At 63.4% G+C, this 15,114-nt stretch carries 1 protein-coding gene (only partly in view); it reads left to right on the top strand.

Translation table 11 applies throughout. The annotated features are described in order from the left end of the window. Positions 1–15,114, top strand: partial view of an SDR family NAD(P)-dependent oxidoreductase gene (locus tag H6G52_RS12315; protein WP_190528659.1) — the 5' portion only. The gene runs 13,917 nt beyond the window's last position; the window shows 15,114 of its 29,031 coding nt (coding positions 1–15,114); the start codon lies at positions 1–3; its stop codon lies beyond the right edge, outside the window.

Below are 15,114 nucleotides of genomic sequence, written 5' to 3' on the forward strand. Positions count from 1 at the left end.
ATGAACCGGGTTGAGATTTTAAAACAAGTCCAAATGGGACAACTGTCCCCCCAGGAGGCAGCTCGTCGCTTGGCTGTGGGGGAGACGCAGGCTGAGGTTCAACCCCAGGGTGCTCCGCAATTACCCTTGACGGATTTGGATCTAACCGGTGTGCTCTATCGTCCGGCTTGGCATTTGCTGTCGGCTCCGACTGTGCCGCCGGCCACCGCAACGGCTACCCCGATTTGGATTTATGGGGCAGCGGTTGAGGCGGCTCCGGAAATTCCGGGCGATCGCCCCTCGATCAACGGGGCCAAGCCGGCTGTCCATTGCGCCGACCCCCATTCCCGCGACCTACAGCACCAATGGATTCAGCAGCTCGCGACGGTGCTGGGCCCCTCGGCTCAGTTGCGATCGTGGGCCACTGATTCAGCCTCCGAAGCGGCCTTGAGGGCGGATTTGCAAGGGGCGATCGAGCCGCTCACCATCCTTTGGGTCGATCGCGAGCCGAGCACCGATTGGCAGTCACCCGCTTCAGCTTTGGCCACCCTCGAAGCGGAAACCATTCCCGCCCTGCTGCGCCTGATTCGGGCCATCCATCACCAGGGCAAAGCCGCCAACCTCACCCTGAAGCTGATCACCTTCAATACCCACCGGGTGCTGGATTCGGAACAAACCTCGCCCCCCAACTTGCCCATGGGAGCCGTCTTGGCGGGGATTGTCAAAGTTCTGCGGCGGGAATATCCCAGCCTGCGGGTCACCGGTTTTGACCTCGATCTTTACGATCCCCATTGGCAGAACGCCACCACGGCCGCCGCTGGTTTCCAACAACTGCTGGCGGATCCGGGGGATCCCTGGGGCCGCGCGATCGCCTGGCGACGGGGCCGGCGGTTTGTGCAAACCCTCGCCCAACTCTCCGGCCCCAGCCCCACCACGGGCGGCTCCCAGCCTAGCCCCATGCTGACTCCCCAGGGGGTGGTGGTGATTGCGGGCGGCACGGGCGGCATTGGGCACACCATTGGCCAATGGCTGGCAGAGCAGTGCCAATCGCGGGTGGTGTTGCTGGGCCGGCGGGCCCTGAACGAGACCATTCAACAGCAACTCACCCAAATTCAACAGGCGGGCGGCGAGGCGATCTATCTACAGGCGGATATGACCGATCCGCAGCAACTGCATCAAGCTTTTCAAACCGCGCTCGATCGCTTTGGCCAAATCGATGCGGTCATCCACTCGGCCCTGATTCTGGAAGATAGCGCTCTCCATCGGCTGACGGAGGAGGCGGCGGCCCGTGTGTTGGCTCCCAAGGTGGCGGGATCCCTGTACCTATCCCAGGCGGCGATCGCCTCCGGGGCCAAGCTGTTGGTTTTCTTCTCCTCGGCCAATGTGTTTTATGGCACGCCGGGCCAAGCCAACTATGTGGCCGGTGGCACGTTCAAGGATGCTTGGGCGGGTCAGTTGGCCGGCTCCGGTTTGATTCAAGTGCAGTGCCTGAATTGGGGGTTTTGGGGAGAGGTGGGCATTGTGGCCTCCCCCGACTACCGGGCCCGCATGGCGCAACTGGAGGTGGCGGCCATTGACTGCGCCCTCGGGTTGGCGGGGTTTGCTTGGATGCTGGGCAGTGGTCTGCGTCAGGCCCTGGTCTTGCGCTGTGGGGAGGCGATGCGCCGGGAGTTGGGGTTAACGGGCGATCGCCCCGTGCAAAGTCAACTGCCCGATGCCGGAGCCTACCTATCGGCGGCCCTGACCCGCATGGGCGATCGGACGGATCCGGTGGCAGATCAGGCCCTGGCCGAGTCCTTGGCGGTCTTGGAGGAAGTGAGCCAGTTGGCGCTGTTGGCGGCTTTTCCGCAGCGCTCTGACCTGGCCACCACCCACGAAGGGGCCCGGGCACTGAGTCTGGCCCTGTTTCCCCTGTGGGAAGCGGCGGCGGCCCGACCCGGCTGGCGCGACCAGGCCGCCCAGTGGGAATCGGTGCGCGATCGGGTGGCCCAGCAGTTCCCCGAACTGACTCCCCATCTCCAGTTGCTATCCGCCTGTGTGGCGCAATATCCCCGGCTGTGGCGGGGGGAAGTGGCGGGCCATGAAATTTTGTTTCCCCAGGGTTCCAGTGAGCTGGTGGCTCCGGTCTATGCCAGTGGGTCTTTGGCCCAGCGCATGAATGCCACGGTGGTGGCGGTGTTGGCGGCCTGGCAAGCGGAACGGGGCCTCGATCGCCCCCTGCGGATTCTGGAAATTGGAGCAGGCACGGGAGCCACGGCCGCCGTCGTTTTGGCAGCCCTGCAAGATCACCCGCAACTCAGCTATGTTTTCACCGATATTTCCCCTGCCTTGGTGCGCCGAGCCACCGATCGCCTGGGTCACTATCGCGGCTGCCAGTTCCAAACCTTGAACATTGAACAAGACCCGATCGCCCAGGGATTCACCCCGGGGAGTTTCGATGTGGTCTTGGCGGCCAATGTGCTCCATGCCACGGCGAATATGGATGCCACCCTGAGCCGGGCGAAGTTGCTGCTGGGCAACCATGGCCTGCTGATTTTGGCGGAAGCCACCTCCAGCCAGCTTTTCTCGACCATGACCTTTGGGGTCACCAAGGGCTGGTGGGCCCACGACCCTGACCAACAACGCCTGCCCGGGGGCCCCCTGTTGGATCCCCAAGGTTGGGAAGCCCATTTGGTCAGCACGGGGTTTCAAGGGGTTCGGGCGATCGCCCTCGGATCCCCAGCGGCCAGCGCGATCGGCCCGGTCAGTGCGCCCTATCACGTGATTGTGGCGGAAAGTGACGGTTGGCTCCCCGAAACGGCCCTGCTCCCGATCGCCCCCCGGTTGGCCACTGATCCCGGTGCGAACCCGCGCACCCAGGCCAGTACCGAAAGCACCAATGGTGCAAATAACGCAAATAACGATCCCAACACAAAGGCCCCTGCGGGCCCAGAATCTGGGCGATCGCCCCAATCGGCCGCCAGTCATCGGGCAACCCTGAAGGGAATTTTTGCCCAAGTTTTGAAAATGGATCCCGCCGAACTGGCCACCGAGGCCACCTTTGAGGCGATGGGGGTGGATTCGCTGACGGTGTTGCAGTTAACCGAAGCCCTGGAGCGTCACTACGGGTCTCTGTCCAAAACCTTGCTCTATGAATACCCCACCCTGAGCCGCTTAGGGGCTTATTTCGATCAAAACCATGCCAGTTCCTTGCCCCCGGCCCCCAGTCCCGCGTTAACCAGTCCAACGCTCCCTCCCTCACCGTCTAGCCATTCGGTGTCAACCCCTTCGATCGCGATCGACTCCCCGGTGACTAGCTCCCCGGTGTCCAAAACGCCCGCGATCGACCCGATGGCTCCCGATGTTCCCAATGCGGCCCCCTTCACTGCCGAGGAACCCGATCGCCCCCCGGTGGCCCCCGAAGCAGCGGCCATGGCGGCCATGGACTCACTGCCCACCAACGGTGACCAACCCTTGGCGATCGTGGGGCTGGCGGGTCGCTATCCCCAGGGCGAAACCTTGGAAGCCTTTTGGCAAACCCTGGCCGCCGGTCGCAGCGCCATTCAAGAAGTGCCCGCCGATCGCTTCGATTGGCAGCAGATTTTTGACCCTCAAGGGGGCGATCGCCAGAGCTACAGCCGCTGGGGTGGGTTCATTCAGGACGCGGATAAATTTGACGCGGCCTTCTTTGGCATCTCCCCCCGGGAAGCGCGGGACATGGATCCCCAAGAACGGGTGTTTTTAGAAACCGTTTGGGCCTGTTTGGAAGATGCGGGCTATCCGCCCCAGCGCCTGAAAGCGGCCGTTCGCCGGGCCAAGGCCGAGGGCGATCGGGCGGGGCGGCGGTTGCCGGGGAATCGCAATGATGTGGGGGTCTTTGCGGGAATTACCTACAGCAACTACCAGCTCTACGCGATCGAGCAGTGGCAACGGGGGCAACGGGCCGGGGCCCATGCGGCCTTTTGGTCCGTGGCCAATCGCACCTCCTGGCTGTTTGACTTCCAAGGGCCCAGCGTGAGTGTGGATACGGCCTGCTCCTCCTCGTTGGCGGCGATTCACTTGGCCTGTGAAAGCATTCGGCGGGGTGAATGTCGAGCTGCGATCGCTGGCGGGGTGAATCTGATTTTGCATCCCCTGCACCTGGTGAACCTCAGCCAATTGCGGATGCTCGCGCCCGGTGACCAATGCCGGGCCTTTGGGGCGGGGGCCAATGGGTTTGTGGATGGTGAAGGCGTGGGGGCGATTCTGATTCGTCCCTTGGCCGATGCCCTGGCGGCGGGCGATCGAATCCGGGGCGTAATTTTAGGATCGGCCATGAACTCCGCCGGCCGCACCCAGGGCTATACCGTACCCAATCCCCTGGCCCAAGCGGATTTGATTTTGGATGCCTTGGAACAGGCGGAGGTTGATCCCGCCACGATTCAATATGTGGAAGCCCATGGCACAGGAACCGCCCTTGGGGATCCGATCGAAATTCGGGGCCTGACGGAGGCTTGGCGCAAACACACCGCCGCCAACCAAATTTGTGCGATCGGCTCCGTCAAGTCCAACATTGGCCACCTGGAATCGGCGGCGGGCATTGCCGGTTTAACCAAAATTCTGTTGCAGTTCCAGCATCGCGAACTGGTGCCTTCTCGCCACAGCGAAACGCCAAACCCACTGATTCCGTTTGCGGAAACTCCGTTTTATCTGCAAACCGATCGCACCCCTTGGCCAACCGAAACTCACCGCCCAAGGCGGGCGGCCCTCAGCAGCTTTGGAGCCGGGGGAGCCAATGTGCATCTGATTGTGCAAGAGGGGCCGGAGTCTGTCCGGCGGGAGTTGTCGCCGGTTTCCGGTTCCGCAACGCCTCTCCCCGCAGGTGATCGCGCCGTTGGCGGGGCCATTAACGGGGCCGTTGACGGGGCAACCGATGCCGGAACGGGCGCAACCTCAGCAACCACCGAAAGCCCCGGAGAAATCCCCGAAGAAATCATCGTTGTTTCAGCCAAATCCGCCGCCGCCTTGCGGGCCCAAGTGGAGCAATTGCTGCAACATCTGCGGGATTTATCCCCCGATGGTGATGCTTGGCGCGACTTTGCTTGGACGTTGCAGGTGGGCCGGGCCGCCATGCCCCATCGTTTGGCCCTGGTGGCGGCCTCGGCGGCGGACTGCTGTGAACAGTGGCAGGCCTTTTTGACCGAAGCGACCCTGCCTCAGGGGTGGGTGGGCCGCGTCACGCCCCAAAGCCAAGAGGCCGCCGAGGCCGAGGCTCCCACCTTGCCCGACCTTTGGGCCGCGCGGCGCTACGCCAAAATTGCCCGGTGGTGGGTTCAAGGGGGCGATCCCGACTGGGAAGCCATGCCCCGATCGCAGCCCCGCCGTCTGTTGACCCTGCCCACCTATCCCTTTGAACGAGTGCGCTACTGGCCCGTGGAGGCGGATGAAGAGTTGATGTTTGCTCCCTCTGGATCGTCTGCTGGATCGTCCGCTGCCCCTCAGCCGATCGATCAGTTCATTGAACAGCCCACTGATCAAGAAGACTTTCGCCTGTTGGTGCCGCGTTGGTTTGCGGCTCCTCTGCCCGTGGCCCCGTCCCAACGGCCCGGGCTGCATTTGATTGTTCAGCGATCGCCCTCCCCTTGGGCCGAAGCCCTAGCCCAGCACTATCGCAGCTTGGGGGAAACCAGCCAGGTGCTGACCCTCAATCCCTTGGCGGGAGAAACCCTGTGGCGCAATTGGCTGGCCCAGACGACCCCGATCGCCAGCATTGACTTCTTGGGGATGATGGATGCCTGCGACTGGCAGGATGCGGTGGATGATTCCTGGGCGTTCCTACAAGGCATTCAGGTCTTGGCCCACCGTCACGATCCGCTGCCCCTGTTGCGAATTGTGACCCAAAGGGCCCAATCGGTGGTTCCGGGCGATCGCCTCATGCAGCCTTGGGCCGCACCGGCGATCGGCTTGGGCCGGGCCTGCCGCGCTGAATGCCCCAGCTTGCCCGTGGTTTGCGTTGATTTAGAGGCAACGGATCCCGCCCCAGCGGCGGCCCAAATTGTCGGGGAACTGGGGAGTGATGGGGCCCTGGAGGTAGCCTGGCGATCGGGTGAGCGTTGGGTGCGTGGCATGGCTGAGGCGGAACCGACCCCGGCCACTGCGAATCCCGATCGATCCCAGGGTTCCGCGATCTCGACCCTGCGGGATCGGGGTGTTTACCTAATTGTGGGCGGTGCGTCTGGGGTGGGGCTGGAGGTGGCCCAATGGCTGGCGGATCAGGTGCGGGCCCGGTTGGTATTGCTCGGGCGATCGCCCCAAGGAGAGCGCCAAACCCAGGCGATCGCCCAAATTCGCCAACGGGGCGGCGATGCCCTGTATCTACAGGCGGATGTGAGCGATCGGGCGGCGTTGCGGGCGGCCCTGACCCAAGCCCGACAACAGTTTGGCCCCATCACCGGGGCGATCCATTCCGCCATGGTTTTGGATAATCATCCCCTGACCGCCATGCCGGCCAAGGCCTATCGCACCGTGCTCGCCCCCAAGGTGGCCGGCAGTGTGGCCTTGGTCGAGGCCCTGCGCGAAGATCCCCTAGACTTCGTTTTATTCTTCTCCTCCCTGGCTTCCTTTGCGCCCACGCCGGGCAGCGCCAACTATGTGGCCGCCTGTGCCTTTGAAGATGCCTTTGCAACCTATCTCCAGGATGTGCAAGGCCTGTCTGCCTCGGTGATCAACTGGGGATTTTGGGGAGATGTGGGCCAACTGTCCACGGAAGCCGGCCGCACCCGCCTCGCCCAATGGGGGGTGCAGGCCATGGGGCGTGCCCTGGGCCTGCGATCGTTCGCCATGGTTTGGCAACGGGGCCTGCGCCAGTCCCTTCCCCTGCGGGCTTCCGCCAAGGTGCTGGATCTGCTGGGATTCCGCCCGTCAGACCCTTTGACGAATCACGGGGCTGACTCGGGGCCGACGGTGGCCGATCCGAGCCAATCAGCCCGGTTGGCAGCCCAAGACTACGTGACCCGATCGACCCTGGATGTGCCTCGCTATATCCAAGCCCTGGAGGAACTCGACGACCTCAGCCGCTGGTATTTGATCCGTGTTTGGGTGGAGTTTGATCTGTTTCCGGCCCCGGGAGAGTGGCGGACTCTGGAGCAGTTGCGACAACGGCTCTATCGATCGCCCAAATACGAGCGCCTTTTGAAGGCCCACTGCAACCTGCTGGCGGCCCAGCAAGTGTTGGAACTGCGGGGGGATGGGGAAGCGGTTCGATCGGGCCCAGCCCTGCCGGCGATCCGGGCCGCCCTCGGCCCCACGACCCTGGCGGAGCGCCACCGGGATTTTGTGCAGCGCTACCCGGACATGGTGGGCTTCACTCGAGTCCTGGAGGCCTGTTTGACCGTGGCGGACTACGGGGCCGTTCTGCAAGGGCAGAAACTGGCCACGGAAATCTTGTTCCCTGGCTCATCCCTGGATTTGGTGACGGGGATGTATCGCGACAATCCCTGGGTGGATCACTTTAACCAGGTGCTGGCGGCGGCCTTGGGCGGCGGGATGGCGGCCCAACCGGGGCGGCCCCTGCGGGTTTTGGAAGTGGGTGCGGGAACCGGTTCCACCACGCAATTTACGCTACCGGCCGTGGCGGCCCTGGCCGATCGGCTGGTGTATGACTTCACCGACGTGTCCCAAAGCTTTTTGCAGGCGGGTAAGGCGGCCTTTGGCCAGACCTATCCTTTCATGCAGTTTCGGCTGTTTGATCTCGATCGATCCGCCGAAGCCCAAGGCTTTGAATTGGGGGTCTACGACGCGATCGTGGCGACCAATGTGGTTCACGCCACGCGCCAAATTCAGCAATCGCTCAGTCACCTTGCCCAACTGCTCAAACCCGGTGGCCTGTTGCTGCTGAATGAGCTAACCCGCAAATCGGACTGCCAAACCATCACCGTCGCCCTGCTGGATGGGTGGTGGGCCTTCGAGGATCCGGCGGTGCGCCTGGAACATTCCCCCCTGCTGCCTCCCCAAAACTGGGTGCAACTGCTGGCGGAGGCCGGGTTAACGGTCAGCTCCCCCCCCGGCTCAACGGCCAAGTCGGGACTGGGCAATGCCTATCAACAGCTCTTCATTGCGGCCCGGACTGCGGCCGCCAGCCCCCCGGCGGTGGCTCCTGGCTTGGCTGGGCCCGCCGCCAATTCTCCTGTCCCGATCGCCCCTGTCCCGATCGCCCCTGTCCCGGTCGCTCCTGTCCCGATCGCTCCTGACGATCGCCCCTCTCCTGCGCGCATTTTGGCCATTAGTCAAGAGTTGGGGCAAATGATCGCGGCGGTGCTGGAGATGGATCACCACCCGGATCCTGAGCAAACGTTTTCGGATTTGGGGGTGGACTCGATCCTGTCTTCCCAGATTGCCCGGCGCATCAATGCCCGGTTTGGCAGCGAGATTGCCCCCACGGATTTTTATCGCTATGCCACGCCCCTGGAGATGGCCACCTATTTGGAATCCCAGGTGGCGGCAACCCCGGCTCCGACAGCACCGGCCCCGCCCCCAGTGGTGGATCCGGTGATCAGTCCAGCCCGGATCAATCCATCGCTGGGTTCAGGGGTGGCGGCGGAGCTGACGGCAGCCGCTCCTGTGGGTATGGCCGCTCCTGCGGGTATGACTGCCGGGAATTCCCAGGTCGCCAGGCCGCAAACCCCGGTCGGAACCGCTCCCGATCGCGCCGGGACAGAGGCGATCGCGGTGATTGGTCTCTCCTGCCGGTTCCCCGGGGCCCGCAATGCGGATGAATTTTGGGACGTGCTGCGATCGGGACAAACGCCCTTCTCAGACCTGACCGAACGATGGGGAATTGCCAGCGATCGGCCCCTGCGAGGGGGGTTGCTGCCCGATGCCCTGGCCTTTGATCCACTCTTTTTCCGGCTGTCTCCTCGGGAAGCGGCCCAAATGGATCCCCAACAGCGGGTTTTCCTAGAAGAGGCTTGGAAGGCGATCGAGGATGCTGGGTATGCTCCCGAATCCCTTGCAGACACGCGCTGTGGCGTTTACGTGGGAGCCGCCCACAACTTCTATGGCCTCGATAGCCAGGACGGCCAGAACGGATCGGCCAACCGCGAACCCAACGCCATGGCTTCCTTGGGATCCTCCATGGCCATCTTGCCTGCGCGGATTGCCTATCACCTCAACCTCAAAGGCCCGGCGATTCCCGTGGATACCGCCTGTTCTTCCTCCCTGGTGGCCTTGCATTTGGCCTGTCAGGGATTGCTGCAAGGGGATTGTGATTTGGCCCTGGCGGGCGGGGTGGCCCTGCTGTTGCTCTCGCCCAGGGTGCATCAATTTTTGGACTACAGCGGGATGCTGTCGGCCACGAATCAATGCCGTCCCTTTGACCAAGCGGCCAATGGGTTTGTGCCGGCCGAAGGTTGCGGGGTGGTGATGTTGAAGCGCCTCAGCGAGGCCCAACGGGACGGCGACCCAATCTATGGGGTGATTCGGGCTTCGGGCATGAACCAGGATGGGCGCTCCAATGGGATTACGGCTCCCAATGTCCAAGCCCAAACGGAACTGGAACAGGCCCTCTACACCAAGGGGCAAATTGACCCCAGCACCCTGAGCTATGTGGAAGCCCATGGCACGGGCACAAAACTGGGCGACCCGATCGAGCTGCAAGCCCTCACGAAGGCGTTTCGGCATTGGACCGATGCTAAGCAGTTCTGTGCGATCGGCTCGGTGAAGGGCAACATTGGCCATGCCATGGCAGCGGCAGGGATGGCGGGCTTCATCAAAGTGCTCCTGAGCTTGAAGCATGAGGCCTTGCCCGCTTCATTACATCTGCAAACGCCCAATCCGGCCTTTGATTGGCAGCAATCCCCGTTTTATGTGCCCACACAGCCGCAGCCCTGGCCGCGCCAGGGGGATCGTCCCCGGCGGGCGGCCTTGAGTGCCTTTGGCTTCAGCGGCACGAATGCCCATGTGGTGATTGAAGAGGGCCCGGCCCGGGAACCCTTGCCCACCAGTTCGTTTAGCTTGCCTTGGCGGGTGATTCCGGTGTCGGCCCAATCGCGCCCGGCCCTGGAGCGTAATTTGGCCCAATTGGCCGCCTGGGCCGATCGTAATTCGGCCGCTTCCTTGGCGGATGTGGCCTGGACGCTGACCTTTGGCCGGCAGCATTTCGACTGTCGGGCGGTGTTGGTGGTGCAGTGGACGGCGGATTTGGTGACGGCCTCGCCCCTGCGGGATCCGGCGGCCGTGCCCGCCTCCTTGCCCCATGCGGCCCAGATCCGGGAGTTTCTGTCGGGGGCGGCGATCGCCTGGTCTGAGGTTTGGGAAGGGCCGCCCGGCCGGCGGATTTCCTTGCCCGCCTACGCCTTTGAGCGAGACATTTGCGCCCTCACGCCCCCGGTGGCTCCGACCCTGGCCACCCCGGTGATCCCAGTGGCCCCGATCGAACCCACGGAACCAACTCCCCTCGCGCCGGAGCCACCGATTGAGGATTGGCTCGATCGCACCTTGCACCGGGTGGAGGCCCAAGCCAGCCAGCAGGGAGACCCGCTCGTCGGTTGGGAAATGGTGTTTGAGCGTCTGGATAATTTGGGTGCGTTGGGACTGTTGGCCACCTTCCAACAGGCGGGGGCCCTGCGAGAAGCCCACCGCCCGATCGCCCCCGCCGCTTTGCAGTCCTTGATTCAGCTTTCCCCAGACCATCAATTGCTGTTTGCGGGCCTGTTGGCGATTCTCCAAAACACCGGATGGCTGGTGGAGGTGGCGGGGGAACTGGCGCTGAATCCCGATCGCCCCGAAGGTTGCGCTTCCCAAGTGGCCGCCACGCGATCGCGCTTGGAGGCAGAACTGCGCAGCCAATGCCCAGCCTGCCGCCCCTATCTCGATCTGCTGCAACTGTGCCTGAATCATTACCCGGATTTGTTGGCCGGGCGCTTGGCCGTCACGGATTTGCTCTACACCCCCGAGGTTTTGCCCTGGGTGGAAGCGATCAACCGTGAAACTCCCCTTGCGGATCACTTCAACGGGTTGGTGGCCACGGCGGTGGCCACGGCTGTGCGCGATCGGGTGGCCCAGTCCGGCTCAGCACCGATTCAAATTCTGGAAATTGGTGCGGGAACCGGCGCGACCACCGCTGGGGTATTGCAAGCCTTGGCTCCCCTCGGCTCCCAGGTGACCTATCACTTTACGGATTTGTCGCCGGCCTTTGTCCACCGGGGGCGCAATCGCTGGGGCGAGCAGTATCCCTTCACCCGCTATGCTCCGCTGGACATTGAAGCGGATTTGGCCAGCCAAGGGTTTGCCCCCGGTCAATTTGCCATTATTTGCGCGGCCAACGTGCTCCATGCCACGCGCCGCATTGATCACACCCTGGCCCAAGTGCATCAGCTCCTGGCCCCTGGAGGGTTGGTGATTCTCAGCGAAGTTTGTCACTTCGAGGTTTTTGCAACCCTCACCTTTGGCTTAACTCGGGGCTGGTGGCTGTTTGAGGATGCCCCCAACCGCATTCCCCACTCACCGTTGCTGACCCCGTTGAATTGGCGGCGTTGCCTGGCGGCCCAAGGCTTTCCCCGGGTGCGCACCTTGGGGGTGCGCCATCCCCAATCACCTGAGACTTACCTGCAAAGTTTGATTGTGGCTCAACGTAGTCCGCAGTCTGCGGCCCAGGCGGTTTCCCCTGCGTCCGATCGAGTGACTGATCAGGCGTCGGATCCATTACCCAGCCCAGCCTCTGGCCCATTCGCCAATCAATTCGCCAATCAAGCGCCTCAACCATCCTTCCAGCCCGCGCCCGCCGTGCCTGTTTCGGCCCAGGGGGGCCCCGATCGCTGTGAGCAACGGGTTGTGGAATTGTTGGCGAATTATCTGAATGTGCCGGCTGATCGCCTGGATCCCAAGCGTCCCTTTGCCGATTTGGGGGTTGATTCGATCGTGGCGATCGAGCTAGCCAAGTTGCTTAATGCTGAATTGGCCATTGAGTTGCGATCAACGGATCTGTTCAATTACCCCACCGGGCAGCAATTGGCCCGCCACATTGAGCAAGCCTTTCCCCATTGGCGACGGCCTGCCGCACCGCCGATCGGGACGGCTCCCGCTCCCGAGGCCGCGCCCTTACCCCAAGCGGCCACGCCCCCGGTGTCCTCGCCTGGAACCAAGCCCCCCGGTCGGCAAATTGCGATCATTGGCATGGCCGGCCAGTTTCCTGGGGCCCGGAATTTGGCGGAATTTTGGCAGGTGATCCAACGGGGCCAGCCGGTGGTGGGTGAAGTGCCGCCCGATCGCTGGGATTGGCGGGCCATCTATGACCCCGATCGACTGGCTCCCCACAAAACCCCCAGCCGCCACGGGGGCTTCCTCGATGACGTGGGGGCGTTTGATCCGGCCCTGTTCCAAATTTCGCCTCGGGAAGCGGAGTTTATGGATCCGCAGCAGCGCCTGTTGCTGATGGAAACCTGGGCCGCCCTGGAGGATGCGGGCTATCCGCAGCAGCGCTTGGATGGCAGCCGCACGGGCGTGTTTGTGGGCGCGTCGAGTGGCGACTATTGGGAACTGTTGCTGGCATCGGGGCTACCGGTGGATGGCTACACCTTCACGGGTAACGCGGGGGCCATGTTGCCAGCACGCATTGCCTACTGGTTGAACCTGAAGGGGCCGACCCTGGCGATCGACTCGGCCTGTTCTTCGTCCCTAATTGCGGTGCATACCGCCTGCGAAAGTATCGAGCAGGGCCATTGCGACTTGGCGATCGCGGGTGGGGTGAGCGTGTTGGCCACGCCTCGGCTGCACCTGCTGCTGGGCAAGGTGGGAATGCTGTCGCCCACGGGAACCTGCAAACCCTTTGACCACAGCGCCGATGGCATTGTGATCAGCGAAGGGGTGGGGGTTGTGATTTTGAAACCCCTGGATCGGGCCTTGGCCGATGGCGATCGGATCCATGCGGTGATTCAAGGGTCAGGCACCAATCAGGATGGCAAAACCAGCAGCCTCACGGCCCCCAGCGGCCCGGCCCAAACCACCCTCATTCAGGAGGTCTATCAGCGGTTTGGCCTGGATCCCCGATCGATCGGCTATGTGGAAACCCATGGCACGGGTACGCCCTTGGGCGATCCGATCGAACTCCATGCCCTGAGCGATGCCCTCCGCGCCGCTGATCTGCCCCCCGCTTCCATCCCGATCGGCTCCGTGAAAGGGGTGATTGGTCATTCCTTGACTGCCGCCGGGATTGCTTCCCTGTTGAAGGTGGTGTTGGCCCTGAAGCATCGATCATTGCCCCCTTGCCCCCTCTCCACCGGTCTGAATGGCCATATCCAACTGGATGCCAGCCCCCTGCGGTTGGATCCCTACGGCAGCCCTTGGACTCAGACCCCGCGCCTAGCCGCCATCAGCTCCTTTGGGGCCAATGGGGCGAACTGCCACATGGTCTTGGCGGCGGCTCCCGAGGTGGCCGCGCCGGCCCTGCCCGCCCGCCCGGAATATCTGTTGGTGCTGTCGGCGCGCGATCGGGCCCAATTGCGACAACGGGTGGCGGATTTGCTCCAGCACCTGACCAGCCAAGAGCCGCTGCCCCTGGCGGATTTGGCCGTGACCCTGGCAACCAAGCGCAGCCACTTGGCGGTGCGGGCGGCTTGGGTGGCCAGCAGTTGGGATGAACAACTGGCCAACCTGCGACAGATTCACCAGGCCCTGTTGGTAATTACGCCTCGGGCGATCGCCCCGGAAGCCACACCAGCTCAGTCCTGGTTGATTACCCCGTCGGACGATCCGATCCTCACGCCCGATGGCGCACTGAGCGACACCCAGCGGGCCCAGGTGGCTCAACTGCTCCAAAGCGGCCGGAGCGATCGCCCCTTCCTGTTGTCTTTGGCGGCGGAGTTTGTGGCGGGAACCCTGTCGGATCTGACGGCGCTTTACCCGCAGCCGGGCCGGTTGGTGGATTTGCCGCGCTATCCGTTCGATCGCACCCGCTACTGGGTGCAACGGTCGCCCCAGCCCACCCCCTCAGCCCTATCCCCGGCCCCAACCCCCACCCGCGATCTCACCTTTTGGATGAGTCAGCATCATGTGCAGGGCACAGCCGTCTTACCTGGTGCAGCGATTTTGCAACAGATGCTGGAAGCCGGCCAGGCGGCGGGCCACCCGATCGGGGAACTGCGGGATATCGGTTGGTTGCACCCGGTGCAGGCGGGCATGGCGTTGGTTCCCCAATGGCAAACCCAGGACTCGCGGTTGTTGCTGCAATTGCAAGCCAGCATGGAGACAGATCCCAGCGGGGTCACGGCATCGCCCGATCGCCCCTGTGCCACCGCCGTTTGGATCTCTACCCCCAGCGCTCCATCGCCCTCGGAAACCCCCAGACTCGATCCCGATGCCGTGCAACGACGTTGTGGCAGCGCTTGGACGCAAAAGGCGTTCTACGACCTGGTGGATGGCCGCGATGTGGTTCATGGCCCGCTGTATCGCACCGTTGAGCAATTGTGGGCCGGCCCCTTTGAGGCCCTGGGCAAGCTGAAAGCGCCCGCCTCAGAATTGGCTTGGTTGCCTCGGATGGCGCTGCACCCCTCGTTGCTGGATGGGGCGTTGCAATGTGTGATGGGCCTGTTGGCTCCTCGGGCGGCCGATTTGCCCCTGCTACTGCCGGCCTCGATTGCCACCTTGCAAATCCTGCAACCCCTCACGAAGGATTGCTGGGTTTATGTGCGGCCTTCGCAAGCACCCATCTCGGAATATTCCTTTGATTTACGGATCACAAACCTGGCGGGTGAGGACTTGATCCGCATCAACACCTTTACCCTCCGTCCCTTGCGCACGGAAGGCAGCTTGCTGGGCACATCGCCCAATGGCCATCCTGGAATTCCGCCTTTGGTTCCGGGGGGCTATGGTCAGGGCCTGTCCCGATCGGGGCTGCCCGTGGGAGCTGGGCCAGTTCCTGCCCACAACGGCGCACCTGTGGCCCTCGGTTCCGAGGGGGCGATCGCCCTGGCCGGTTCCCCGGCGGCCCCAGCCAGTGCCGTGGAAGCCGTGCCCTGCTACCGGCCCGTTTGGCAAGAAACTCCTTGGCCAGAGCCGATCGCTCCCGGATCCGGGGCGGTGTTAATGGTTTATGCACCGGGCGATCGGCCCTTGGCAGCGGCCTTGCAAGCACAGCACCCCTCGGCTCCGACCTATCAAGTGCAGCTTGCGGGATCCCACCAA

The organism is Limnothrix sp. FACHB-881, from assembly GCF_014698135.1.
Lineage (GTDB): Bacteria > Cyanobacteriota > Cyanobacteriia > CACIAM-69d > CACIAM-69d > CACIAM-69d.